Origin of the sequence: Amycolatopsis sp. NPDC005961, assembly GCF_040629235.1 — a bacterium.
Taxonomy (GTDB): Bacteria; Actinomycetota; Actinomycetes; order Mycobacteriales; family Pseudonocardiaceae; genus Amycolatopsis; species Amycolatopsis camponoti.
In genome coordinates this window covers 1-24,916 of record NZ_JBEXVF010000042.1, presented here as the reverse complement: position 1 = coordinate 24,916, position 24,916 = coordinate 1, and the positions used below count along the sequence as shown (strand labels likewise).

The following is a 24,916-nucleotide window of genomic DNA, read 5'->3' as shown; positions in this document are numbered from 1 at the left end:
TGACGTTTTCCCGCATTCAAGATGCCTCTTGTGCAGAACGAAGGCAAAGCGGCCGAGCTGGACCGGCGGATCGTCGCCGCCCTCCAGCTCAACGGCCGGGCGTCCTGGGGCGCCGTCGCGCGCCACGTCGGGGCCAGCGAGTCCACCGTCCTCCGGCGCGCCGAAAAGCTCACCGAAAGCGGCCGGCTCCGGGTCATCGGTGTCGTCGACGTGCTCCGGTGCGGTCTCGGCGTGCCCGTCATCGCCCGGCTGAAGTGCCGCCCCGGCGCGGCCGGCACCGTCGCCGAAGCCCTCGCCGCCCGGCCCGACGTCCGGTACGCCACCGTGCTCGCCGGCAGCGCCGACTGCTCCGCCGAATTCGTCCTCCCCTCCTACGCCGACATCGCCGGCCTGCAGGAAAACGGCTTCCCCGCCGCCGAGGCCATCCGGGACGCCGAGACCTTCGCCGTCATGCGGACCTTCACCTCCAACCACGACTGGAACTCCGGCGAGCTGAGCCCCGAGGCCGCGAAAGAGCTGCGCGGCGGCGACGTCCGGCCGTTCGAGGAGCAGCACTGGGAGCGTCCGCCCGAACAGCTCGACGAACTCGACCTCGCGATCTGCGCCGCACTCGGCGAAGACGGCCGCCTGCCCTTCAAGGAAGTGTCCAAACAGGTCGCCACCAGCGAGTCCACCGTGGCCCGCCGCGTCGACTCGCTCGTGCGCCGGGGCTGCCTGCGGTTCCGGACGCTGGCCGAGCCCGCGATGTTCGGCTACGCGCTGGAGTTCATGCTCTGGCTCTCGGTCGTCCCCGGCGAGCTGGACCGCGCGGGACAGCAGCTCGCCGCCCACCCCGGCACGAAGTACCTCAGCGCGACCACCGGCCGGTTCAACCTCGTCGGCCAGATCGTGCTGCGCCACTACGGCGAGCTCTACCGCCACACCACCGACGTCGTCGGCGCGCTGCCCGGGCTCCGGGAGGCCGACGTGACCCTGCAGGTTTCGACGCTCAAGCGCGCGTGGGTCCCGACCCCCGCCGCCAGCTTGGAGGACGCATGACGGAACAACCGTGGCAGTGGGACGAAGCGACGTGGCGAGGGCACGTAGAGCACGTCCGCGCCGGACGCGCGCTGCGCCCGGCGTCGTGGCCCGGCGGCGCGAAGGTCGCCGTGGCCCTGTCCTTCGACTCCGACCACGAGACGCCCGCCCTGCGCGACGGCGACGTCCTGCCCGGCAAGATGGCGCAGGGCGAGTACGGCGCCCGCGTCGGCGTGCCGCGCATCCTGAAACTCCTGCGCCAGCACAACGCGCCCGCGTCGTTCTTCATGCCCGCCGTGTCGGCCCTGCTGCACGACGGCGAAGTCAAATCCTATGTGGACGCGGGACACGAAGTGGCCCTGCACGGCTGGATCCACGAACGCAACACCGCGCTCACCGAGGCCGAGGAGCGCGACCTCGCCTTCCGCGCCGCGGACGTCCTCGAGCGCCTGGCGGGCACCCGCCCGGTCGGCATCCGGACGCCGTCCTGGGACTTCTCCGCCCACACCCTCGCCATCACGCGCGAGCTGGGCCTGCGGTACGACTCGTCGCTGATGGCCGACGACGACTGCTACGAGCTGATCGAACACGGCGAGCCCACCGGCGTCGTCGAGCTGCCGGTGGAATGGATCCGCGACGACGCGCCGTACTTCATGATGGACCGGTTCGCCTCGCTGCGGCCCTACACCCCGCCGCGCGGTGTGCTTTCGATCTGGCGCGACGAGTTCGACGCCGCCTACGCCGACGGCGGCATCTTCCAGCTCACCATGCACCCGCACATCATCGGCCACCGCTCGCGGATCGCGATCCTGGCCGAGCTCCTCGACCACATCTCCGGCCACGACGGCGTCTGGTTCGCCACGCACGCCCAGATCGTCGACCACGTCCTGCGGGAGCAGCCATGACCACTGTGGACACCGTCGTCAGCCACCGCCTGACGGCCCGGCAACGCAAAGCGATCATCGCCGGCGCCGTCGGCAACACCGTCGAATGGGTCGACTGGGCCGTCTACGCCACGTTCGCCCCGGTCTTCGCCGGCCAGTTCTTCGCCGGTGGCAACCAAACCACGGCGCTGCTGTCCACTTTGGCCGTCTTCGCCGTCGGGTTCGTCATGCGCCCGATCGGCGGCGCGGTGCTCGGTGCGTACGCCGACCGCAAGGGCCGCAAGAAGGGCCTCACGCTCACCATCTCGCTGATGGCCGGGGCGTCGATCGTCATCGCGCTGTGCCCGACGTACGCGGCGATCGGCGTGCTGGCCCCGATCGTGCTGCTGCTGGCCCGGCTCGTCCAGGGCTTCTCCGCGGGCGGCGAGTTCGGTTCGTCGTCGGCGTTCCTGATCGAATCGGCCGCACCCGCACGGCGTGCGTTCGCCGGTTCCTGGCAGCAGGTTTCGGTCGGCCTGGGCTCGCTGCTGGCCGCGCTGATGGGCACGATCCTCAACTCGACGCTCTCCGACGCCGACCTGCGCGGCTGGGGCTGGCGGCTCGCCTTCGGCCTCGCCGGGCTGCTCGGCCTGGTCGGACTGTGGCTGCGGGTCTCGGTGCAGGAGACCGAGGCGTTCACCAAGATCGCCGCGAAGCCGCGGCGCAACCCGGTGGTCGCGATGCTGCGCGACCACCCGAAAGCCGCACTCCGCGTGGCGGGCGTGACCATCGCCGGGACGCTGATCTACTACGTGTGGGTCTCCTACATGCCGGCCTACGCGCACCTGTCCACCGGCATCCCGCTCAAGACGGCGCTGCTGGCGAACACCCTCGCCATGGTCGTGTTCATCGCGCTGCTCCCGTTCGGCGGGCTGCTGTCCGACCGGATCGGGCGCAAGGTGACGATGACGGCGTTCGCCGCCGGGTTCGTGGTGTTCGCCTGGCCCGCGTTCCACTTCCTGGGCAACAGCTTCTGGAGCGTGTTCGTCATCGAGCTGATCGGGCTGGTCCTGATCGTTGGGTACTCGGCGAACTGCGCGGTGATCATGGCCGAGCAGTTCCCGCCGGAGGTCCGCACCACCGGCATCGGCCTGCCGTACGCGCTCTCCGTGGCGATCTTCGGCGGTACCGCGCCGTACGTCACGACGTGGCTGAACGCGAACCACCTCGGCAACCTCGTGTGGGTGTACGTCGCGGCGGCCGCGCTCATCGGCGTCGCGGTCTACCTCACCATGCCGGAGACCAAGGGCAAGGAGCTGTAGTGCGGACCGTGCTCGTCACCGGGGCCGGCGGCGGCATCGGCGCCGCGATTGCGCGGCGGTTCGCCGCCGCGGGCGACCGGCTGGTCCTGTCCGACCTCCGCGCGGCGGAACTGTCCACAGTGGCCGGTCAGCTGCCCACCGAGGTCGTCGAGCTGCCCGGGGACCTCGCCGACGCGGAGTACGCCGAAGGGCTGGTCGAGCGGGCCGGTCCGGTCGACGTCCTGGTCAACGCCGCCGGGATCTACCCCGCCACTCCCCTGCTCGACCTGACCGCGGCGATCTGGGACCGCGTGCAGGACGTCAACGTGCGGGCCGCTCTGCTCACCACTGTCGCCTTCGGACGCGCGCACGCCGAAGCCGGGACCGCCGGGGCGGTCGTCAACATCTCCTCGGGCGCGGCCACCCGGGCACGTCCCGGCGCCGCGCACTACGCGACGTCGAAGGCCGCACTGGAGATGGTCACCAAGGCCTGCGCGGTCGAGCTGGGCCCGCACGGCATCCGCGTGAACGCCGTGAGCCCGGGCTTCGTCACCGTCGACAGCGACGCGAACCCGGTCACCGAGGCCTACGCGGCGGCGGTGTCGGTGAACCCGCTCGGCCGGCGCGGTGAACCGCGTGAGATCGCCGACGCGGTGTTCTGGCTCGCCGGCCCCGAGGCCGGCTGGATCACCGGCGCCGTCCTGCGCGTCGACGGCGGGTCGACCGCGGGCGCGGCCGGGTTGCCGCTGCACTGGGCCGGGCGAACACCCGTGCAACAAGGAGAGGAAACACATGTCTGACCGGCGCTCGTACACCGTGGTCGGGGGCGGCGCGATCGGCGGGACGCTGGCGTTCCACCTCGCGCGGGCCGGGCACCCGGTGTCCATCGTGGACGCCGACCCGGCGCACGTGGCCGCGATCGCGGACCGCGGCCTCACGCTGCGCCGCCCCGACGGCGACGAAACCGTCGAGCTGCCCGCCTTCACGCCCGAAGCGGCCCCGCCGGTGTTCGGCCGGGTCCTGCTGGCCGTCAAGGCGCAGGCCACCGAGACGGTGCTGCCGTGGCTGACCCCGCGGCTCGCGCCGGACGGTTTCGTCGTCTCGCTGCAGAACGGGCTCAACGAAGCGCTGATCGCGTCGCACGTCGGTCCGGAAAGGACGGTGGGAGCGTTCGTGAACCTGTTCGCCGACGTCGTCGAGCCCGGGGTCGTGCGCGACGGCGGCCTCGGCGCGCTGGTCGTCGGCGAGCCCGACGGACGGATCAGCGACCGCGTCGAGGAGGTCGTCGCGGACCTGCAGGCTTGGGGTCCGGCGAAGGCGACCGCCAACGTCGAAGGCTACCTGTGGGCGAAGCTCGGCTTCGGCGCGATGCTGACGACGACCGCGCTGGCCGACGCGCCCATGGCCGACCTGATCGACCGGCACCGGCCGCTGATGCACGCGCTCACCGCGGAGGTGTTCGCCGCGGCCGGCGACCGCGTCCTGGAGCCGTTCGACCGGTTCGACCCGGCGGCGTACCTGCCGGGTGCGCCCGGGCGCGAGGCGGCCACCGACCGCCTGGTCGCGTGGCTGCGGACCCAGCCCAAGGACCGCAGCGGCATCTGGCGCGACATCGCCGTCCGGCACCGCCCGGTCGAGGTCCACCACCACTACGCGCCCGTGCTCGCGGCGGCGGAGGTGCCCCTGCTGCGGGCGATGCTGACCCGGCTGCGCGACGTCGAGACCGGCGCCACCCCGATGTCCGAAGACCACCTGACCGAACTGGAGCGAGCGCTGTGATCCGCGAACTGCACGAGTGGGTGCGCACGCACCGCGACGACCTCCTGGACGACGTCGCGACCTACGTCGGCATCGAGACCCCCAGTGACGACAAACTCGCTTTGGACCGCGGACTGTCCTGGGTGGACGGCTGGCTGCGCGAACGCCTGGGTTCGCCGGACACCGTCCGCGACGTCGACGGCGGGCCGTACGGCGACATCAAGGTCTACGACTTCCCCGGCGCCGGTGAGCCGGTGCTCCTGCTATGCCACTACGACACGGTGTGGCCGCTCGGGACGCTCGCCGAGTGGCCGTTCACCGTGGACGGTGACCGCGCGACCGGACCCGGGATCTTCGACATGAAGTCCGGCCTGGTGCACGCGGTGTGGGCGCTGCGCGCGCTCGACGCGGCCGGGCTGGCGCGCCCGGCCGTGCGGCTGGTCCTCAACGGCGACGAGGAGATCGGCAGCCCGGCGTCCCGCCCGGTGATCGAGGAAGCCGCCTTGGGGACGCGCGCGACGCTGGTGTTCGAGGCGAGCGCCGACGGCGCGGTCAAGACCGCGCGCAAGGGCGTCGGCCTGTTCCGGGTGCGCACGACGGGCGTCGAGGCGCACGCCGGGCTCGACCCGGCCAAGGGCGCGAGCGCGGTCGACGAGCTGGCGCGGGCGGTGCTCGCCCTGCACGGCCTGTCCGATCCGGACGCCGGCACCACGGTGAACGTCGGCGTGATCTCCGGCGGCACCCGGCAGAACGTGATTGCGGGCGCGGCCTCCGGCGAGATCGACGTCCGCGTGTCCAGCGCGGCCGAGGCGGCCCGCATCGACGCGGGCCTCGCCGCTTTGACGGCGCACGACTCCCGCGCGACGGTCGAGGTGACCGGCGGCTGGAACCGGCCGGTGATGGAGCGGTCGGACGCGATCGCGCGGCTCTGCGAACTGGCCCGGGAGCAAGCGGCGGAACTGGGCGTCACGCTGCGGGAGTGTTCGGTCGGCGGCGCCAGCGACGGCAACTTCGTGGCGGCACTGGGCCACCCGGTCCTGGACGGCTTCGGCGCGGTCGGCGACGGCGCGCACACCCGCCACGAGCACATCAGCGTCGAGGGGATGCTCGAACGGACGGCGCTGGCCGCCGCCGTCCTGCACCGGCTCGCCGGCTGACGGGTTTACCACCGGCCGCCGCCGGGTAGTACTGCTCTCGTAACGCAACCAGTTGTGAGGTGGGAGCAGTGCGGGAAGCGCGGTCGGGGTGCCCGATCAACCTGTCGCTGGAAATCTTCGGTGACCGGTGGACGCTGCTCGTGCTGCGGGACGTCGTCTTCGGCGGGGCGCGGCACTTCCGCGAGCTGCTCGGCGGCGAAGAGCGGATTTCGTCGAACGTCCTCGCCGACCGGCTGGCGGTGCTCGTCGAGCACGGCCTGCTGACCCGGGCCGGCGATCCGTCGCACAAGCAGAAGGTCACCTACAGCCTGACCGAGCGCGCGATCGACCTGGTCCCGGTGCTCGTCCAGCTCAGCGCGTGGGGCGTCCGGCACCTGCCGGTGACCGACGAGTACGCCGCGCGCGCCGAGGTGCTCACCGCGGGCGGTCCCCCGCTGTGGGAAGCCTTCATGGACGAACTGCGCGAAACCCACCTCGGCACCGGCCGACGAACGGAGTGACCATGGAAACCCGGCTCGACGAACGGTTCAGCGACCCCGGCACCGAGGCCACCGGCTGGGCCGAGACGGTGAAAGCCCTGGAAGCGGCCCAGATCAGCTGGCTCACGACGGTGCGCGCCGACGGACGGCCGCACGTGACCCCGCTGGTCGCGATCTGGCTCGACGGCGCCCTGCACTTCGCGACCGGCGAGACCGAGCAGAAGTACCTCAACCTGACCGCGAACCCGAACGTCGTGCTGACCACGGGCCGCGACTCCTGGGACGACGCCCTGGACGTGACGGTCGAAGGCGCCGCCCGGCGCGTCACCGACCGGGCGAAGCTGGAGCGGCTCGCCGAAGCCTGGTTGGCCAAGTGGGACGGCAGCTGGGTCTACGAGGCGACGGACGAGGGTTTCCGGCAGGGCGGGCACGACGCGCTGGTCTTCGCGGTCGAGCCGGCGAAGGTCCTGGCCTTCGGCCGTCGCCGCTCGGCCACGGACGCCTCCATGCTGTCCACTGTGGAGTTCACCCACACCAGCCACCGGCCCTGACCAAGCCGGATCAGGCCGGATCAGCCGCGGCGGAGCAGCCCGCGCCGCCGGGTCCGCAGCCGGCCGCCGACCGCGTCCTCCAGCAGGGCGCCGACCGTCTCGCGGGCGCACGCCTTGTTCGCGCCGATGCCGCCCGACGGGCCGCGCTTGATCCAGCCGGCCACGTAGGTGCCCGGCTCGACGCGGCCGGCCGTGTTCGGGACCGTCCCGGTGTTCTCGTCGAACGGCAGGCCCGGCACCGGGACGCCCCGGAACCCGGCCGCCCGCACCACGCGGCCGGCGGTGATCTCGACGTCGCCGGTCACGCGGACGCCGCGGACCTCCGTGTCGCCGGTGAACGCGAGCGGGGCCGAGTGGAAGCGCAGGACGATCCGGCGCGCGCCGTCCGGCGGCGCCGTCGACCAGTCCACTTCTTCGCGCGGAACCCCGTGCAGCAGCGCGGCTTTCTCCCCCGGGACCGCGGCGTCGATCTCCGCCGCGACGCGCGGATCGTGCGCGTCGACGACGAGGTCGCCGCGCGCGGCGAGGGCCAGCAGCTCCGGCCGGGTGTAGGCGGCGTCCGCGGGGCCGCGGCGGGCCAGCAGCACGACCTCGCGCACCTTGCTCGACCGCAGCCGGGCGAGCGCGGCCGGCGCGATGGACGTGCCTTTCAGCGAATCCGGCGCGGCGGTGAGGATGCGGGCGATGTCCAGGGCGACGTTGCCGGTCCCCACCACGACCACCCGCTCGGCGGAGAGGTCGACGGCGTCCGGCCGCACGTCGGGGTGGCCGTTGTACCAGTTCACGACCGTGGCCGCGGCCAGGCTGCCGGGCAGGTCCTCACCGGGGACGTCCAGGCGGCGTGCCTCGGTGGCGCCGACCGCGTAGATGACCGCGTCGTGCCGTCCGGCCAGTTCGGGGCCGGCCTCGGTGCCCAGCCGCAACCGCAGGCGCGGGTGGTCGTGGAAGCGGGCGAACGTCTCGGCGATCTTCTTCGTCGACGGGTGGTCGGGCGCGACGCCGTAGCGGATCAGCCCGCCGGGCGTCGCCAGCCGGTCGATCAGCGTGACCCGGGAATTCGTGTGCAGCAACAGGTCTTCGACCGCGTACATGCCCGCCGGGCCGGTGCCGACGACCGCGACGTCCAAGGCCGCGAAGTCGCTCGGCAGGACGCGGCCGAACTCCGGCGGGGACCAGCGGTGGAAGTTCGGGGCGACGGTCGCTTCGGCGAGCACGTCGCGGCCCGCGTAGAACTCCGCGTTGATCTCCTCGTAGACCTTCAGCGGCCCGGTCAGGTCACCGGCCGGGAAGATCGCGTCGACCGGGCAGGCGTCGGCGCACGCCCCGCAGTCGATGCAGGTCGCCGGGTCGACGTAGAGCATGTCGGTCGTGCCGAAATCCGGCTCGTCCGGCGTCGGGTGGATGCAGTTGACCGGGCACACCGTCACGCAGGACGCGTCGGCGCAGCAGGTCTGGGTGATCGCGAACGCCATGTCAGATCAGGTTGGCGCGCTTGTAGAACCACAGCGCCGGCTTGGTGAGCAGCCCGGCGGAGTGCAGGAACTCCATCAGCCCGGAGCAGCTCGAGCGCAGCATCGACTTGTGGTGCTCGTTGGCCTTCGCCTCGCGCCGGCCGCGCTTGCCGTCGAGCCCGGCGTTCTCGTAGACCTTGCCGTTGACCATGCTGCCGACGATGACGTAGGACGCGGTCGCGACGACCAGCGCGTTGACCTGCCGCCGCACCCAGCCGGCGCCCTCGAGCCGCTGGCGGGTTTCCTCGCGCGCGAACTTCATGTGACGCGACTCTTCGACGACGTGGATGTTGTTGATGGTGCGCACGAACGGGACGACGCGCTCGTCGCGCATCCAGTCGCGCTGCATCACGTCGAGCACCTCTTCGGCCACGAGGATCGCCGCGTAGGCCGCCTCGCCGGTCGCGGTCGCCTTGAAGATCCGGCCGGCCTCGACGACGAACCGGCGTGGCCGGTAAGCGGGCGCGCGCAGTTTCGCCGCGCCGCGGGCGAACATGATCGAGTGCCGGCATTCGTCGGCGATCTCCGTCAGTGCCCACTGGAAGGCCGGGTCGGTCGGGTCCTTCGCGTAGAAGTCCCGCAGGATCATCTGCTGCAGGATCATCTCGAACCAGATGCCGGTGCTGGCCACCGACGCCGCCTCCTGGCGGGTCAGCTCACGCTGCTGCTCCGGGGTCATCTCGGCCCAGTAGGACGTGCCGTAGAGCGTGCTCCACTCGGGACTCGCGCCGTGGAAGGCCGTGTCCAGCGGAGTCTCCCAGTCGACCTCCTTGACGGGGTCGTAGGAGAGCTGCTCCGACGAGTCCAGCAGCCGGCGCGCGGTGGTCTCGCGGTCCGAAAGCTCCGCAGTTCCCGCTTCGCGTTCGCTGATGCTGGTCATCGCCGACCTCCTCGACAGGTGTTACCCGAGTTCACTGTTACCAACCGTAACACATACTCGTTCCAGTGCACACCCGTCGGCTCGACGACCAGGATCGGGGCCCGGCGCTCGTCACCGTCCCGCTTTGAACCACTCGCCCGCGTGAACCGGCTCGCCTGCCGTCCGAGGCTCGGTGTACATTCGTTCACTCAATCGCGTCGAACGGCGGGAACCGGTGCATTCACGAAGCGACATCCCCACCCGGTCCGGGCCGTTCGGCTCCGGGCTGCTCGGGCCCCTCGACCAGGACGTCACCGTACTGCGGCGGCGCGTCCAGCGCCTGCTGACCGCCACCCTGATCAGCACGAACGTCATCGGCGCGCTGGTGGTCGTCGGGCTCGCGGCGCTGCTCATGCCCGCCCCGGGCATGTCCGGCGCCCTCGTGCGGGTCATGGCGGTCGCGGTGCCCGCCTACGTCGCGGCGGCGGTCGTCGTCGGCACCCTCTGGGGTACCCGCGGGGCGCTGCGGACTCTGCGCTGGGCCGCCGAAGGGCGCCACCCGACCGACGCCGAACGCGTCGCCAGCCTGCGCGTCCCCCTGCGTCTCACGCTCATGCAAGCCGTTCTGTGGGGCGTGGCGACGGTGGTGTTCGCCGCGCTGGCCGTGGTCGAGCAGCCCGCCGTCGCGCTGACCGTGTTCCTCGTCGTCGCGTTCGCGAGCGTCGTGGTGTGCGCGATCGCCTACCTCTTCGGCGAGTTCGCCCTGCGCCCGTACGCGGCGCGCGCCCTGGACGGGACCGCGCCCCCGCGCCCGCTCAGCGGCGGAGTCAACCTGCGGATGCTGTTGTTCTGGTGCCTGGGCACCGGGGTGCCGGTGGCCGGCCTGGTCGTCACGGCGGTGCTGGCCTGGGTGCGCGGCGACGTCTCGACGACGAAGCTCGCGGTGTCGGTGATCGCGCTCGGCCTGGTCGTGCTGTGTTTCGGCCTGCTGGTCACCGTGTTCACCGCCCGCGCGGTCGTCAACCCGATCACGTCGGTCCGCGACGCGCTGGGCCGCGTCCGGGCCGGCGACTTCGACGTGGCCATCCCGGTGTACGACGGCACCGAGCTGGGCCTGCTGCAGGCCGGGTTCAACGACATGACGGCCGGGCTGGCCGAGCGGGAACGGATGCGCGACCTGTTCGGCAGGCACGTCGGGCACGAGGTCGCCGTCGAGGCCATGCGCATGTCCGGGGACAGCACCGAGCTCGGCGGCACGGTGCGCACGGTGTCGGTGCTCTTCGTCGACCTGGTCGGCTCGACGGCGCTGGCCGCGAGCCGGCCGCCCGAGGAGGTGGTCGGCCTGCTCAACCGGTTCTTCGCGGTGGTGGTCGACGAGGTCGACCGGCACCACGGGCTGGTCAACAAGTTCGTCGGCGACGCCGCGCTGGCCGTCTTCGGGGCACCGGTGGCGCTCGCCGACCACGCGACGTGCGCGCTGGCCGCCGGCCGCGCGATCGCCCGCCGGCTGGCGCTCGAGGTACCGGACGGCCCGGCCGGCATCGGCATCGCGACCGGCGACGCGGTCGCGGGCAACGTCGGCGACCCGCGCCGGTTCGAGTACACGGTGATCGGCGACCCGGTCAACGAAGCCGCCCGGCTGACCGAGCTGGCGAAGAACGCCCCGGGCCGCCTGCTGGCGTCGTGGACGGCGGTCGAGGCCGCGGCGGCGGAGGAAGCGGACCGGTGGCGGGCGACCGAGGACGTCACCCTGCGCGGCCGCAGCCGCCCGACGACTCTGGCATCGCCCCGGCAGGAGGTCCGGGATGAGCCGGCTCCCGAGTCCCAGACGGTCGTGAGTGAGAAACAGCGTTAGAACCCTGTTTCCCACTCACGACCAGCCGGCTAACGCCGCGGGTCCACGTGAACTTTCGGGCCCGGTCCCGGCACCCGCTCCCCCGCCAGCACCGCACCCACCTCGTCGAGCCCGACCGTGGCGGCGACCAGCGGCCGTGGGTCGACCGCTCCGCCGGCGTACGCCGCGATCGTGTCGGCCAAGCCCGGAGACGCCGACAGGACTCCGACCGCCGTCACGTCCTTCAGCACCAGCGCGCGGGTGTCGAGCGTGCTCGGGCGACCGGACAGTCCGATGTAGACGACCCGGCCGGCCGGTTCGACGAGGTCCACGGCCAGCGCGGGCAGGTCCGCGGCGCCGGTCGCGTCCACGACCGCGTCGAACGGCAGGTCCGGCAGGGTGGCGCGGGTCCAGACGTGCTCGAAGCCGAGGCCACGCGCGAAGTCGCCCTCGCCCACACCCATGACGTGCACCTCGGCGCCCGCGGCTCGCAGGAACATCGCCGTCAGCAACCCGATCGTGCCCGGGCCGAGCACGAGCGCCCGGTCGCCCGCACCCGCGCCGGCCGCTCGCGCCGCGCGCAGCGCGTTGCCGCCGGGTTCGACGAGCGCGCCGAGCACGGCGTCGACCTCGCCGGGCAGGACGTGCAGCGACCACGCGGGGACGGCGAGCCGTTCGGCCAGCGCGCCGGGCCGGCCGCCGCGGATCCCGACTTCCTGGCGGTTCTCGCAGGTGTGCTGGTGGCCCCGCCGGCAGCGGCGGCAGGTCCGGTCGCCGAGCATCGTGTCGCCCATGACGCGCCGCCCGAGCCAGGCCGCGTCGACGCCGTCCCCCACGGCGGAAACCGTGCCCGCCCACTCGTGGCCCAGCCGCATCGGGTAGGCGGAGTGTCCCTGGTGCAGGTAGGCCATCTCGCCGGTGAAGAACTCGACGTCGGTGCCGCAGACCCCGGCCCGTTCGACGTCGACGACGACTTCGCCCGGTTCGGCGCGCGGGGCGGGGACCTCCTGGACGGCCCCTCGCCGGGGGCCGGTGAGCACGAAGGCCCGCATCGTCGAAGACATGGCTGCATGCTCGCACTCCCGCCGCGACCGAGCCGCCGAAGGCCGTTACCGAACACTTGCTATTTTCTTGACATCTGTCCATTATCGAGGGCATGCGGCCCGACTGGACGACCGAAGCCCCCGTCAAGGACCGGCGGGTGCGCCGATCGCGTACCGCGTTGATGCGGGCCGTCGTCGACCTCGTGTCCGAACGGGACTCCGCCGGCGTCGCGGTCTCGGAGATCGCCGAGGCGGCCGACGTCAGCCGGCAGGTGCTCTACCAGCAGTTCGGCGACCGCGACTCGCTCCTGCTGGAAGCCGCGCTCGACCTCGTCCGCCGGGAGCTGATCGACGACCTCCCGGCCCCCGATGACGAACGGGCGTCGCTCCTCGCGCTGGCGCGGCACTTCGCCGCGCACCGGCGCTTCTACCGGGCCTTGCTGACCGGGGCCTCCGCGTTCGCGTTCACCGAGGCGATGACCGGCGTGTTCCTCCCGCTCAACCGGCGGCACCTCGGCCGCGCGTTCGGCGACGTCCTCGACCCGCGCGGGATCGAAGACCTGGCCACGTTCCTGACCGGCGGGGCCGGCGCCGTCGTCAACGCCTGGGTCGTCGACGGGCCGGATCCCCTCGACGCGAACGACTTCGCCGACCGGCTGACGCGGATCCGCTCGGTCGTCACCTCGATGATCACGAAGGAGGCCGGCCGGTGATCAGCCGTCTCTTCGAGCGTCTGCTGAAGCTGCCCGCCCCGGCGACCCGGCGCCTGGTCGTCCAGCGCGACCTGCGGGTCCCGATGCCCGACAGCGCCGAGCTGCTCGCCGACCGGTGGGCGCCGCGTGCGGGCGGGGACGGCCTGCCCACCGCGCTGCTGCGCAGTCCCTACGGCCGCAAGGGCGCGTTCGGCGCGCTCTTCGCCCGGCCGCTGGCGGAACGCGGCTTCCAGGTGCTGATCCAGAGCACCCGCGGCGGCTTCGGTTCCGGCGGCGTCTTCGACCCGCTGCGGCAGGAGCGCGAAGACGGCCTCGCGACGCTCGACTGGGTCGTGCGGCAGCCGTGGTTCGGCGACGCGATGGTGCTCCTCGGCCCCAGCTACCTCGGCTTCGTCCAGTGGGCGGTCGCCGATCGCCTGCCACCGCAGGTCAAGGCGATGATCCCGCACGTCACCGAGTCCGGCCTGACGCTGGAGTTCCTGCGAGAGGACGGCTTTTCCCTGGAGACGCCGTTCGGCTGGGGTGTCCAGGTCGCCGTCCAGGAGCGCCGGTTCGGGCTGCTCCGGCAACGCGGCCAGGCGAAGAAGCTCGAGCGGGCACTGACCACGCTCCCGCTCGCCCAGGCCGACGTCGTCGCCATCGGCCACCGCTCGGACTACATCCAGGACATCCTGGCGCACACCGAAAACCACCCTCGCTGGGCGGCGATCGACCACCGGCCGCGCGTCGCCGACGTCACCGTGCCCGTGAGCTCGATCGGCGGCTGGTACGACATCTTCCTGCCCGGCCAGCTGCGCGACTTCCGGACGCTGCAGGACGCCGGACGGCATCCCCGGCTGACCGTCGGGCCGTGGACCCACGCCGGCCGGCCCGACCTGCTCGCCGGCGCGAGCCTCACCATCCGGGAGGCCGTCGAGTTCGGGCTCGCGCATTCCCGGGGCGAGGAGCCGCCGGAGCGCGCACCCGTCCGGCTGTTCGTCATGGGCGAGGAAGCCTGGCGCGACTTCGCCTCCTGGCCGCCGGAAGGCTATGCGCCCCAACGGTTCCACCTCCAGCCCGGCGGCGCGCTGGCGACGGAAGCGCCCGCCGAGTCGGAGCCCGGCCGCTACCGCTACGACCCGGCGGACCCGACGCCCGCGGCCGGCGGCGTGCGGATGGCCCCGGACGCCGGCCGGGTCGACAACGCGGCCCTGGAAGCCCGCGCCGACGTTCTCACCCACACCACGGCCGTCCTCGACGACGACGTCGAAGTCATCGGCGAAGTGACCGCGGAGATCTGGTTCCGCAGCAGCCTGCCGTTCGCCGACGTGTTCGTCCGGCTCTGCGACGTCGATCCCGCCGGTCGGTCGGTCAACATCTGCGACGGCCTCACCAGCCTGACCGGCGCCGACGAACTCGCCGCGGTGACCGTGCGGATGTGGCCGACAGCGCACCGGTTCCGGCGCGGGCACCGCATCCGCGTCCAGGTGTCGAGCGGCGCGTTCCCCCGCTTCGCCCGCAATCCCGGCACCGGCGAGTCCCACGCCACCGCGACGACGCTGCGCGCCGCGGACCAGGAGGTCCACCACGACCCGGCCCACGCGTCGGCGATCGTGCTCCCGGTGCGCTCCTGAGCCGCGGGCGGTTATTTTCCCGATTTCCCGTTACACAGCGAAAACAACGCACGATGGCCTGAAAAACAATTTACGGCGACACCCCGCGAATCCTGTAACGCGTTCCGGGAAAACCCGACTTACGCGATGTTTCCGGCCGCCGGGGAGGCATTGTGGACGTGCAGACGGACCGACAGTCCGAACAGGAGCGAGCCGCGGCCGCGCGCGCCGCCGAGCGCACCGGGGCCCGGCGGGCGAAGATCGCCTTGCTGCGCAAGCCCGGCGGCATCGCCGAGGCCGACGAGCCCAGCCGCGTCGCCACCCGGATCGACCGGCTCGGCCGCTACTACCCCGACGTGCGGCCGGTGAACCCGGCGGCGATCGCGGCCGGCGACCCGAAGGCGATGGCGGACGCCGGCGTGATCCTCGAACGGATCGTGCTCACCGACGACCTCCTCGGCGTGGGCTACCTCGAAGGCGGTGTCACGGCGTCGGCCGCGATCGGGCGGGTCAACATCCGCGACGGCCGCGGCCGGCTCACCGGGTACGGCACCGGGTCGATGATCTCCCCGGACCTGCTGCTCACCAACCACCACGTGCTGCCGGACGCCGCGACGGCCGGGTCGAGCGTCATCGAGTTCGACTACCAGGACGGCGTCGACGGCCTGCCCCGGCCGGTGCGCGCGTTCGGGCTCGACCCGGACCGCTTCTTCGTCGCCGACGAGACTCTCGACTTCGCGCTCGTCGCCGTGAAAGCGTCCGCGGACGAGCTGCGGCCGTTCGGGTTCAACCGGCTGATCGGCAGCGAGGGCAAGGCGATCGTCGGCGACTTCGTCACCATCATCCAGCACCCGCGCGGCGGCAAGAAGCAGGTGGCGCTGCGGGAAAACCGGATCGTCGACGTCCTGGAAAAGTTCCTGCACTACGAAACCGACACCGAACCCGGGTCGTCGGGCTCGCCGGTGTTCAACGACCAGTGGGAGGTCGTGGCGCTGCACCACGCCAGCGTCCCGGCCGAAGGACACGCGGAGTACGGCGGTTTCCTCAACGAGGGGATCCGCGTCAGCCGGCTGCTGGAGTTCCTGCGCGGGCAGCGGTTCACCCCGGACCGGCAGGCCCTGCTCGACCGGCTCGCCACCCGGCCCGAGCGCGGCACACCGGCCCGGCCGGTCCCCGACGGCGCCGCGCAGCCGCTCACTTTGACGCTACCGGTCGACATCCGGCTGCGCGCCGAACCGCCCGCGGCGCCGGAGTCCATCCGGATCGACCCCGACTACTCGAACCGCGAAGGCTACGACCCGGACTTCCTGCCCGGGCACACCGTGCCGCTGCCCGGCCTGTCCGACGCGCTCGCCGCGCTGGCCGCGACCAACCGGCAGGCGGCGGGCGAACCGCGGTACGTCCTGCCCTACCACCACTTCAGCGTCGTCCTGAACAAGGTGCGGCGCCTGGCCTTCTTCACCGCCGTCAACATCGACGGCCGCACCAGCCAGCCGCTGCGGCGCGAGGCGGACCGGTGGTCGCTCGACCCGCGCGTCGACGCCGGCGAGCAGGTCGGCGAGGAGATCTACCGGGCCAACCCGCTCGACCGCGGGCACCTGGTCCGCCGCCTGGACCCGGCGTGGGGCGCGACGGCCGCGATCGCGCAGCTCGGCAACGACGACACGTTCCACTTCACGAACTGCTCACCGCAGCACGAGGACTTCAACCAGAACAAGACCACGTGGGCCGGGCTCGAGGACTACGTGCTGAACAACGCGGACAACCACGATCTGAAGGTCAGCGTGGTGACCGGCCCGGTGCTCGCCGAGGACGACGACCGGTACCGCGGCGTCCAGCTGCCGCGGCAGTTCTGGAAGGTCGTCGCGATGGTCAGGGCCGACGGCACGCTCTCGGCGACCGCGTACCTGCTGAGCCAGGAAGAGCTCATCCACGGCCTGGAGGTCGCGGGCGAGTTCGACTACGGCGCCTACCGCACGTACCAGGTGCCGGTGCGCCGGATCGCCGACCTCACCGGCCTGTCGTTCGGCGCGCTCACCGACGCCGATCCGTTGGAGCGCCTGGAATCGACCGGCCCGGTGCGGGAGATCGGGGACGTCGACGACCTGCTGCTATGACCACGGCGTCACCGGACGCGGCAGGCGCTCGCCGTCCAGGACGACGTCCACGCGTTCGGTGAGGAAGGCGATGTACCCGGCGACGTCCCGCGCGTCGGACAGCGGCTCGTCGTAGGTCCAGGCGAGATCGCGGTGCGCGCCGACCGACCAGTAGCTCGCGTGGCCCTTGTAGGCGCAGGTGGTGCGCGTGTCCGACGGCGTGAGCAGGTCCATCCGGACGTCTTCGCGCGGCAGGTAGTAGCGGGTGGTGATGCCGGTTTCGAACAGCAGGCGGGGCGCGGCCGAGTCGGCCACGACGACGCCGTCCACCTCGATCCGCACCCGGCTGTCACTGCGCCGGACGTCGATGCGCGCGAACGGGTCCCGCGGGTGGCCGACGATCGGTTCGGCCTCCTCGAGCCACTCGTCGAAGGCCGCGAAGTCGAGGACGACGTGCTGCGCCAGGTCGTCGTCGGCGGGCCGGAAGCCCGCGCCCGGCAGCGTCACGCCGTCGCTGTCGAGGGTCAGCGGCTCGCCCGGGCAGGTGTGCACGGCGAAGGCGGTCCGCGGGTCGAGAACCGGCGGGCCGCCTTCGGCGAGCTGGACCGGGTGTTCCGGCGCCGGCGCGTCGTCCGACGGGGTCGGCGTCGCGCGGAGGTCCGGCAGGGGGAAGGCGTAGGACGGGACGACCCTCTTCGGTTCCCAGACCAGCACGGCCCGCCGCGAGTCGGCGAACGTCCGTCCACCCGCGACGGCGCGGACGCGCTTGGCCACCGGTTCGTACCGCAGTTCGGCCAGGTCACCGGTGAACCGAGCGCCCATGCGTGTCGCCATGGATCCCACGATCCGCGCCGGCGGGCGGTGCCGTCAACACCCGCCCGCGCCGTGCGCGGTGGTCTTACCCGGCCGGGCCGAGCCGGGTCGTCATCGCCTCGCGAAGGTCGTTCTCGTCCAGCTCGCCGACCGAAGCCCACGCCAGATACGCGTCCGGCCGGACCAGCACCGCCAGCCGCTGGCCCGGGAACGCCGGCGGCCGCGCCGTCTCCACGCGGGCCGACGCACCACCACCCGCAAGCCGCTTCACCTGCCGGGTGACCGCGACGCCCCACCGCCAACCGCACCGCGCCCCGGCCGCGAGCGGCGGCCGCTGGGCCGGGCCGCACCACCTCCGGCTGCGCTGGGCTGGCCGGGATAGGCCGCACCACCGCCAGCCGGGCCGGCTGAGCCGCACCACCGCCAGCCGGGCCGGCTGGGCCGCATCACCGCCGGACCGGGCGGCGCCGGATCGCGAGCAGCGCCGCGGCTCGCCGGTCAGGCCGGAGCCGCGCGGGGTTGGCCATCCGTCACCCCGGATTCCGCCTGGTGAGGATGTCGAACGCGTGCTGCCGGTGGGTCGCGAAGCGTTCCAGCGCCGCTTCCCGGTCGCCGGCCCGCAGGGCGTCGGCGAGCTGCCGGTGTTCGGCCGGGATGCCCGCCAGATAGCCGTCCGTGTCGACGCCGATCCGGGTCAGCAGGAACAGGTGGACCTGCGAACGGATCGCCTCCCACGCCTCGCCCAGGCGCCGGTGTCCCGCGGCCGCGTAGATCGCGTCGTGGAACGCGAGGTCGCAGCGGACCATCTCGTGCGCGTCCGCCGCCCGTTCCATGCGCGCCACGGCGGCGTCGACCGCGTCCAGGTGCGGTGCGCGGTCGATCACCAGCCCGACGGCGAGCTGCTCCAGCGCGGCCCTCAGGCTGTCCAGCTCGGCGACGTCCACTTCGGACAGTGACGTCACCGTGGTGCCCCGGTGCCATTCGCCGCGCACGAGCCCCTCGCGCTCCAGCCTGAGCAGCGCCTCCCGCACCGGCCCGCGGCTGACGCCCAGCGCTTCCGCCAGCTCCACCTCGCGCAGCTGGCTTCCCGGCGCGTACGTCCCGTCGAAGATTGCGTCGCGGATGCGGTCGGCCACCTCGTCGGCGAGCCCGCGCCGGCGTGCCGGAGCCACTTGAGCACTCATGTCCTAATGTTAACATTCAGACATGACGATCCCCCGCTTCCACCTCGCCATGCCGGTCGACGACCTGGCCGCCGCCCGTCGCTTCTACGGCGAAGTCCTCGGCCTCGCCCAGGGCCGCAGCGCCGACACCTGGGTCGACTGGAACCTCCACGGCCACCAGTTCGTGACGCACCTGGCGCCCGGACGGCCCCAGCGCGTCCACAACCCCGTCGACGGCCACGACGTGCCGGTCCCGCACTTCGGCCTGATCCTCGAGGTCGACGAGTTCAAGGCGCTCGCCGAGCGGTTGCGGGCGGCCGGGACCGAGTTCGTGATCGAGCCGTACGTCCGCTTCGAGGGTCAGCCCGGCGAGCAGTGGACGATGTTCCTGCTCGACCCCGCCGGCAACGCGCTGGAGTTCAAGGCCTTCGCCGACGACTCACAGGTCTTCGCGGTCTGACGATCCCCGCAACGATCCCGGGTGCGCCTTCGCGGCCGGGTCGCGCCGGGTCTTGACCAGGCTGGCGACCGTCACGACGGCCAGGACGCCGATGATCACCGCGAGGCTCACCGGCGTGGCGATCTCCGGGACGCGCGCGTCGATGTCGACGTGCGCCCAGTGCAGGATCAGCTTCACCCCGATGAACGCGAGGATGACCGCGAGCCCGGCGGAGAGGTACACCAGCCGGTCGAGCAGGCCCTTCACCAGGAAGTACAGGGCCCGCAGGCCGAGCAGCGCGAACGCGTTCGCGGCGAACACGACGTACGGCTCGTCGGTGACGCCGAAGACCGCCGGGATCGAGTCCAGGGCGAACAGCAGGTCGACGCCGCCGATCGCGACCAGGACGACCACCAGCGGCGTCACCATCCGGCGGCCGGAGACCCGGGTGAGCAGCCGGCCGCCGTCGTAGGCGTCGGACACCGGCAGCAGGCGGCGGGCCGTCCGGACCACGACGTTGTGCTCGATGTCGGGGTCGGCGTCGCGGTGCCGGAACAGCTGCACGCCGGTGTAGATCAGCAGCAGCCCGAAGAGCAGGAACATGAACGAGAACAGCGAGAGGAGCGTCGCGCCCACCAGGATGAAGATCGCCCGCATCACGAGCGCGAGGATGATCCCGAACGTGAGCACCTTGTGCTGGTGCTCCTCGGGAACGGCGAACGTCGTCATGATGATCACGAACACGAACAGGTTGTCGACCGACAGGCTCTTCTCGACGATGTAGCCGGCGAAGTACTCGGTGCCGAGCTCACCGCCGTGGGCCAGCGTCAGCCAGACGCCGAAGGCGACCGCGACCAGGATGTAGCCCACCGACCAGGCGACGGCCTCGCCGAACCCGACCCGGTGCGGCCGGAGCGCGGCGACGACGAGGTCGACCGCGAGCAGCGCCAGCACGACGCCGATGGTGACCACCCAGGTGCCGACGCCCATCCGCTCCCCCGCTCCCGTGCCTGCCGCGATCGTAGGGCGCGGGCCGCGAACGCGCACCAGAAGTCCACAGTGGACGGATCAGCCGAGGTGCGCCGCCGCCAGCTCGGTGTGCGGGTCGAGCTCGAGGCCGCCGGCGCGCAGGGTGTCGTCGACGATCCGCCAGACCCAGTGCGCCAGCAGCGCGGCCAGCTCGGCGCGGTCGACGCCGCGCGGGTTCTCCAGCCAGCGCGAGGTGCTCGACTCCACCAGGCCGACCAGCCCGTAGGCGACCGCTTCACAGACGCGGGTGTCCACTCCGAACAGTCCGAGGTAGTGCTCGAACACCACGGTCAGCTGCCGCGCGATCGCGGACTTGCCGTCGGCGAAGACGTCGCGGGTGCCCGACAGCGCGTGCTTGGTCAGGTAGCGGTAGAGGGCTCCGTGCTCGGCCAGCCAGCGGGTGTGCGCGCCGATCGCCGCGCGGATCAGCTCCATCGGCGTGCCGCTCGGGTTCCGCAGCGGCGCGAACTCCGCGGTGACCAGCTCCGCGACCCGGACGGCGATCGCGTGCTGCAGGTCGGCGGCGCCGTCGAAGTGGCGGTACAGCCGCGTGCGGGCGACGCCGGCTTCGTCGGCGATCTGCTCGGTGGACACCTCGGGTCCGTGCCGCGCGATCGCGCGCAGGCCCGCTTCGACGAACTCGCGGCGACGGCGGTCGCGCTGGCCGGCCCACCGCGCGGCCCGGCCGTCGGGCGGTCGCGGTGTGTCCGTCGATGTCATCGGCGGGATTCTAGTGGTGGAGTGTCGCGGCGGGCCGTGTGGCATACACTGCCGTACCGCTAACTTTGGGTGCCACCCGGCCACGGAGAGTGTCGATGAGCAACGCCGACGAGGAGCCGCCGGACGCGGTGCTGCTCGCCGCCCTCCGCGCCGGTGACCTCGACGCCGGCGGCGCGCTGTTCCGCCGGCACGCCGAACCGCTGCGCCGGACCGCGGCGGCGTGGGCGAAGCAGCCCGCGGAGCGCGACGACCTGGTGGCCGAGACGTTCGTGCGGGTGCTCGCCGTCGTCCACGCCGGTGGCGGCCCGGCCGGCGACCTGCGGCCCTACCTCGTCGTGACGCTGCGGAACCTGGTGTCGCGGTGGAGCCGGCAGCGCAGCCGGGTCGACCTGTGCGAAACGGTCCCCGAGACGCCGTCGAGCGGTGCCGACGAGCTGGCCCTGCACCGGTCGAACGAGAAGCTCGTGTGGTCGGCGTACTGCACGCTGCCGGGCCGGTGGCGGACGGTGCTCTGGCGGACCGAGGCCGAGGGCGACACGCCGACGGAGGCCGCGCCGCTGCTGGGCCTGACGCCGAACAGCGTGTCGGCGCTGGCGATGCGGGCGCGGGAGGGGCTGCGCCAGGCGTACCTGCAGGTCCAGGTGCCCGATGCGGAGGAGCCGGTCTGCCGCGAACCACGCCGTCGCATGGGCGCGTGGGTCCGGGGAGCGTTGTCCCCGCGCCGCGCGAGCGTGGTGGCGGACCACATCGCGGGCTGCGGCTCGTGCCGGAAGGTGGCCACGGGCCTGGACGAGGCGAACCGCGAACTCCCGGGCTCCGCGGCCCGCCTCACCGGCTGACCCGCAGGCGGGATCGCCCGCCGTGTCGTCCATCCAGGCACACGTGTCGTCCGCCCAGACACACGTGTCGTCCGCCCAAGCACGTGTCGTCCATCCAGGCACACGTGTCGTCCGCCTGGGTACGCGTGTCGTCCATCCAGGCACGCGAGTCGTCCGCCCGGGTACTCGGGTCCTCCGGAGGTTGCGTGAAGGTTGCCCTGCCCCCACTCCCCCGGGTTACCGTAAAGCCGGCCCAGGAGGTGGCGGTGGACGACGAAGTCTGCGCGGTCCGGCCCGGCACCGATGTCGCCGGGCACGCCCGGCTGCTCGCCGGTATCCATGACGCCGTCCTGGCCGGGCGGGCGCCTCGGACCGCTCCGCGACGGCTGGTCGAACGCTCGTGGCGCCGGGTCGCCGCGCAGGGTGTCGATCCCGATCGGCCGCCCGCGCCCGATCCGGTCGGCGCCGCCGAGGTCGAACGGCGGCGGACCGGCTCCCGGCTCCGCGAAGTCCTCCCCGAACTCCGGGGCGCGCTGACGTCGGTCGCCGAAGACGCGCACCACCTGATGGTCGTCACCGACGCCGACGGCGTCGTCCTCTGGCGCGAAGGCGCGCGCGGGGTGCGCCACCGCGCCGACTCGCTCGGCTTCACCGAAGGCGCCACCTGGTCGGAGCCCGCCATCGGCAGCAACGCGATCGGGACGGCGCTGGCCGAGGCCGCCCCGGTGCAGATGTTCGCCGCCGAGCACTTCGTGCGCTCCCACCACTCGTGGGCCTGCACCGCCTACCCGGTGCACGACCCGCGGACCGGCGAGCTGCTCGGGATCGTCGACGTCAGCGGCCCGGCCGAGACCGTCCACCCGATGACCGTCGCCCTGGTCGGGACGTCGGTGCGGCTGGCCGAGGCCGTCCTGCGTCAGCGGCACGAGGTCCGGCTCGAGGCGCTGCGCCGACTGTCCGGCCCCCTGTTGAGCACCACCGGCCTCGTCGTCGACGACCACGGCTGGGTCGCCGCCCAGCGCGGCGTCTCCGGCATCGACCGCGTCGCCGCACCCCGGCACGGTGTCCCCGTCGCGGTCCGCGGGGTCGGCGCGTGCGAGCCCGAGCCGGTGCCCGGCGGGTGGCTGCTGCGGCCGAGCCGCCGCGAAATCCTGCGGCTCACCCTCGAACTCGACCCGCCGCGCGCCATCGTCGAAGGCTCGGCCCGGTGGACGCACCCGCTGGGCCGGCGGCAGGCGGACCTGCTGCGGCTGATCGCGACCGCCGGCCCGGCCGGGGTGTCGGCGGCGCAGCTGTCGGAGACGCTCTACGGCGACCGCACGCACCTGGTGACCGTCCGCGCGGAGCTGTCGCGGCTGCGCAAGCTGGTCGGCAGCCTGCTGCTCGCCCGGCCGTACCGGATCGCGCCCGGCGTCGAAGTCGTGCTGATGCAACCCTAGGGCAACCCTTTCGCGGACCCGGCCCGCCGGGGTTGGCTGCTCTGAACGCGCCGCCGACGAAGACGGTGCCCGACGGGAGGTCCGCTCATGACCCAGACCCTCGAACCGGCCGCGGCCGTCGGTGCCCGGCAGCGCGTCGAAGACTGGCTCGCCGGCTTCGAGGCCGCGCTCGCGGCCCGGGACGCCGACCGGGCCGCGGCCCTGTTCGCCACGACGTCGTTCTGGCGCGACCTCATCGCCTTCACCTGGAACCTCAAGACCGTCGAAAACCGTGACGGCGTCAAGGATCTCCTCCTGGGCACCATGGACACCGCCGACGCCCACGGCTTCCACGCCAGCGAGGAGCCGACCGAAGCGAACGGGATCGTCGAGGCGTGGATCGGGTTCGAGACGGCGGCCGGCCGCGGCCGCGGACACCTGCGGCTCAACGACGAAGGCGCGTTCACGTTCCTCACGACGCTCTACGAGCTGAAGGGCCACGAGGAGCCGCTCGGCACGACCCGGCCGAAGGGCGCGGAGCACGGCGTCAACCGCGAACGCGTCACGTGGTCCGAAGCACGGCAGGCGGAAGCGGACGAACTGGGCACGACGCGCCAGCCGTACGTCGTCGTGATCGGCGGCGGGCAGGGCGGGATCGCGCTCGGGGCCCGGCTGCGCCAGCTCGGCGTGGACCACGTCGTCGTCGACCGGTACGCGCGGCCCGGCGACCAGTGGCGCGGCCGGTACAAGTCACTGTGCCTGCACGACCCCGTCTGGTACGACCACCTGCCCTACCTCGACTTCCCGCGCACCTGGCCGGTGTTCGCGCCGAAGGACAAGATCGCCGACTGGCTCGAGATGTACACGAAGGTCATGGAGGTGAACTACTGGTCGTCGACGACCTGCAAGAGCGCCTCCTACGACGAAGAAGCGAAGGAATGGACGGTCGTCCTGGACCGCGACGGCGAAGAAGTCGTCCTCAAGCCGAAGCAGCTGGTATTGGCGACCGGCATGTCGGGCAAGCCGAATGTTCCTTCGTTGCCGGGACAGGATCTCTTCCGCGGCGAGCAGCACCACAGCTCGCAGCACCCCGGCCCGGACGCCTACCGCGGCAAGAAAGCCGTGATCATCGGCTCCAACAACTCGGCGTTCGACATCTGCGGCGCGCTGTGGGAAGCCGGCGCCGACGTCACGATGATCCAGCGCAGCTCGACGCACATCGTCAGGTCGGACTCCCTGATGGACCTCGGGCTCGGCGACCTCTACTCGGAACGCGCGCTGGCCGCCGGGATGACGACGCAGAAGGCGGACCTGACGTTCGCGTCGCTCCCCTACCGGATCATGCACACCTTCCAGCAGCCGGTGTACGCGGCGATCAAGGAGCGCGACCAGGAGTTCTACGACCGGCTCGAAGGCGCGGGTTTCCGGCACGACTGGGGTGACGACGACTCCGGCCTCTTCATGAAGTACCTGCGCCGCGGCTCGGGCTACTACATCGACGTCGGCGCGGCGGACCTGGTGGCGAACGGCGACGTCAAGCTCGCCCACGGCCAGGTCGTCGAGCTGACGGAGAACTCCGTGAAGCTCGACGACGGCACCGAGCTGGAGGCCGACCTCGTCGTCTACGCGACCGGGTACGGCTCGATGAACGGCTGGGCGGCGGACCTGATCAGCCAGGACTCGGACTCGAGGCGTTTCAGCGCTTCGCGGATCGGCGTGCGGCCCATGCCGAGCGTGCTGCC

23 protein-coding genes and 1 pseudogene are annotated in these 24,916 nt (G+C 72.5%); 16 read left to right on the top strand and 8 right to left on the bottom strand.

Features of this window, described 5'->3' with window-relative positions:
• Positions 1 to 30: 30 nt before the first annotated feature.
• The 8 genes from ABZ342_RS30940 (at position 31) to ABZ342_RS30905 (ending at position 7,126) form a co-directional block, all read left to right on the top strand.
• A complete protein-coding gene (locus ABZ342_RS30940; RefSeq protein ID WP_360480341.1) occupies positions 31 to 1,038 on the top strand; it encodes an Lrp/AsnC family transcriptional regulator in 1,008 nt (335 codons plus the stop codon).
• Positions 1,035 to 1,922: a polysaccharide deacetylase gene (locus ABZ342_RS30935; RefSeq protein ID WP_360480338.1), complete on the top strand. Its 888-nt coding sequence runs from the start codon at positions 1,035 to 1,037 to the stop codon at positions 1,920 to 1,922. The genes ABZ342_RS30940 and ABZ342_RS30935 overlap by 4 nt, the downstream gene beginning before the upstream one ends.
• Positions 1,919 to 3,202 (top strand): MFS transporter, encoded by a 1,284-nt coding sequence (locus ABZ342_RS30930; RefSeq protein WP_360480336.1) that lies wholly within the window; start codon positions 1,919 to 1,921, stop codon positions 3,200 to 3,202. Before ABZ342_RS30935 ends, ABZ342_RS30930 begins: the two co-directional genes overlap by 4 nt.
• Positions 3,202 to 3,981 (top strand): SDR family oxidoreductase, encoded by a 780-nt coding sequence (locus ABZ342_RS30925; RefSeq protein WP_360480333.1) that lies wholly within the window; start codon positions 3,202 to 3,204, stop codon positions 3,979 to 3,981. Before ABZ342_RS30930 ends, ABZ342_RS30925 begins: the two co-directional genes overlap by 1 nt.
• A complete protein-coding gene (locus tag ABZ342_RS30920) occupies positions 3,974 to 4,960 on the top strand; it encodes a 2-dehydropantoate 2-reductase N-terminal domain-containing protein (RefSeq protein ID WP_360480330.1) in 987 nt (328 codons plus the stop codon). The genes ABZ342_RS30925 and ABZ342_RS30920 overlap by 8 nt, the downstream gene beginning before the upstream one ends.
• Positions 4,957 to 6,096 (top strand): M20 family metallopeptidase, encoded by a 1,140-nt coding sequence (locus ABZ342_RS30915; protein ID WP_360480327.1) that lies wholly within the window; start codon positions 4,957 to 4,959, stop codon positions 6,094 to 6,096. The genes ABZ342_RS30920 and ABZ342_RS30915 overlap by 4 nt, the downstream gene beginning before the upstream one ends.
• A gap of 68 nt (positions 6,097 to 6,164) precedes the next feature.
• A complete protein-coding gene (locus ABZ342_RS30910) occupies positions 6,165 to 6,596 on the top strand; it encodes a helix-turn-helix domain-containing protein (RefSeq protein ID WP_360480324.1) in 432 nt (143 codons plus the stop codon).
• Positions 6,597 to 6,598: 2 nt separating this feature from the next.
• A complete protein-coding gene (locus tag ABZ342_RS30905; protein ID WP_360480321.1) occupies positions 6,599 to 7,126 on the top strand; it encodes a pyridoxamine 5'-phosphate oxidase family protein in 528 nt (175 codons plus the stop codon).
• 20 nt (positions 7,127 to 7,146) lie between these two features.
• On the opposite strand, the gene ABZ342_RS30900 is transcribed toward ABZ342_RS30905, so the two are convergent.
• On the bottom strand, positions 7,147 to 8,598 hold the full coding sequence (locus ABZ342_RS30900) for an FAD-dependent oxidoreductase (RefSeq protein ID WP_360480318.1): 1,452 nt from the start codon (positions 8,596 to 8,598) through the stop codon (positions 7,147 to 7,149).
• A 1-nt stretch (position 8,599) separates the two neighbouring features.
• Positions 8,600 to 9,517 (bottom strand): diiron oxygenase, encoded by a 918-nt coding sequence (locus ABZ342_RS30895; protein ID WP_360480315.1) that lies wholly within the window; start codon positions 9,515 to 9,517, stop codon positions 8,600 to 8,602.
• 214 nt (positions 9,518 to 9,731) lie between these two features.
• Between ABZ342_RS30895 and ABZ342_RS30890 the strand changes: the two genes are divergently transcribed.
• Positions 9,732 to 11,351 (top strand): adenylate/guanylate cyclase domain-containing protein, encoded by a 1,620-nt coding sequence (locus tag ABZ342_RS30890; RefSeq protein WP_360480312.1) that lies wholly within the window; start codon positions 9,732 to 9,734, stop codon positions 11,349 to 11,351.
• A gap of 29 nt (positions 11,352 to 11,380) precedes the next feature.
• Here ABZ342_RS30890 and ABZ342_RS30885 read toward each other — a convergent pair whose 3' ends face one another.
• On the bottom strand, positions 11,381 to 12,394 hold the full coding sequence (locus tag ABZ342_RS30885; RefSeq protein WP_360480309.1) for an alcohol dehydrogenase catalytic domain-containing protein: 1,014 nt from the start codon (positions 12,392 to 12,394) through the stop codon (positions 11,381 to 11,383).
• Positions 12,395 to 12,486: 92 nt separating this feature from the next.
• Between ABZ342_RS30885 and ABZ342_RS30880 the strand changes: the two genes are divergently transcribed.
• From ABZ342_RS30880 to ABZ342_RS30870, 3 genes are all read left to right on the top strand, one after another.
• A complete protein-coding gene (locus ABZ342_RS30880; RefSeq protein ID WP_360480306.1) occupies positions 12,487 to 13,086 on the top strand; it encodes a TetR/AcrR family transcriptional regulator in 600 nt (199 codons plus the stop codon).
• The gene (locus ABZ342_RS30875; protein WP_360480303.1) at positions 13,083 to 14,699 is read left to right on the top strand and encodes a CocE/NonD family hydrolase; all 1,617 of its coding nucleotides are present in this window, start codon (positions 13,083 to 13,085) and stop codon (positions 14,697 to 14,699) included. Before ABZ342_RS30880 ends, ABZ342_RS30875 begins: the two co-directional genes overlap by 4 nt.
• 158 nt (positions 14,700 to 14,857) lie before the next feature.
• The gene (locus ABZ342_RS30870) at positions 14,858 to 16,795 is read left to right on the top strand and encodes a DNA/RNA non-specific endonuclease (RefSeq protein WP_360480300.1); all 1,938 of its coding nucleotides are present in this window, start codon (positions 14,858 to 14,860) and stop codon (positions 16,793 to 16,795) included.
• Here the strand turns inward: ABZ342_RS30870 and ABZ342_RS30865 are convergent.
• The 3 genes from ABZ342_RS30865 to ABZ342_RS30855 form a co-directional block, all read right to left on the bottom strand.
• Positions 16,790 to 17,608: a DUF427 domain-containing protein gene (locus ABZ342_RS30865; RefSeq protein WP_360480297.1), complete on the bottom strand. Its 819-nt coding sequence runs from the start codon at positions 17,606 to 17,608 to the stop codon at positions 16,790 to 16,792. The two genes, ABZ342_RS30870 and ABZ342_RS30865, sit on opposite strands and share 6 nt — an antisense overlap.
• 64 nt (positions 17,609 to 17,672) lie before the next feature.
• On the bottom strand, positions 17,673 to 17,822 hold the full coding sequence (locus tag ABZ342_RS30860; protein WP_360480294.1) for a hypothetical protein: 150 nt from the start codon (positions 17,820 to 17,822) through the stop codon (positions 17,673 to 17,675).
• A 295-nt stretch (positions 17,823 to 18,117) separates the two neighbouring features.
• Positions 18,118 to 18,771 (bottom strand): GntR family transcriptional regulator, encoded by a 654-nt coding sequence (locus tag ABZ342_RS30855; RefSeq protein WP_360480291.1) that lies wholly within the window; start codon positions 18,769 to 18,771, stop codon positions 18,118 to 18,120.
• Positions 18,772 to 18,793: 22 nt separating this feature from the next.
• On the opposite strand from ABZ342_RS30855, the gene ABZ342_RS30850 reads away from it, so the two are divergent.
• A complete protein-coding gene (locus tag ABZ342_RS30850; protein ID WP_360480288.1) occupies positions 18,794 to 19,210 on the top strand; it encodes a VOC family protein in 417 nt (138 codons plus the stop codon).
• On the opposite strand, the gene ABZ342_RS30845 is transcribed toward ABZ342_RS30850, so the two are convergent.
• Together ABZ342_RS30845 and ABZ342_RS30840 are read right to left on the bottom strand one after the other, a co-directional pair.
• Positions 19,190 to 20,179, bottom strand: a complete 990-nt coding sequence (locus tag ABZ342_RS30845) for a TerC family protein (protein WP_155543314.1) — start codon at positions 20,177 to 20,179, stop codon at positions 19,190 to 19,192. The genes ABZ342_RS30850 and ABZ342_RS30845 overlap by 21 nt on opposite strands.
• A 78-nt stretch (positions 20,180 to 20,257) precedes the next feature.
• The gene (locus ABZ342_RS30840; RefSeq protein WP_360480285.1) at positions 20,258 to 20,938 is read right to left on the bottom strand and encodes a TetR/AcrR family transcriptional regulator; all 681 of its coding nucleotides are present in this window, start codon (positions 20,936 to 20,938) and stop codon (positions 20,258 to 20,260) included.
• A gap of 95 nt (positions 20,939 to 21,033) precedes the next feature.
• Here ABZ342_RS30840 and ABZ342_RS30835 point away from each other — a divergent pair, with 95 nt between their 5' ends.
• The 3 genes and pseudogenes from ABZ342_RS30835 to ABZ342_RS30825 all read left to right on the top strand — a co-directional run.
• A complete protein-coding gene (locus ABZ342_RS30835; protein WP_360480282.1) occupies positions 21,034 to 21,777 on the top strand; it encodes a sigma-70 family RNA polymerase sigma factor in 744 nt (247 codons plus the stop codon).
• Between the two features lie 245 nt (positions 21,778 to 22,022).
• Positions 22,023 to 23,195: a GAF domain-containing protein gene (locus ABZ342_RS30830; protein WP_360480279.1), complete on the top strand. Its 1,173-nt coding sequence runs from the start codon at positions 22,023 to 22,025 to the stop codon at positions 23,193 to 23,195.
• 87 nt (positions 23,196 to 23,282) lie between these two features.
• Positions 23,283 to 24,857 (top strand): annotated as a pseudogene (locus ABZ342_RS30825) (NAD(P)/FAD-dependent oxidoreductase); the annotation flags it as partial.
• Positions 24,858 to 24,916 lie beyond the last annotated feature (59 nt).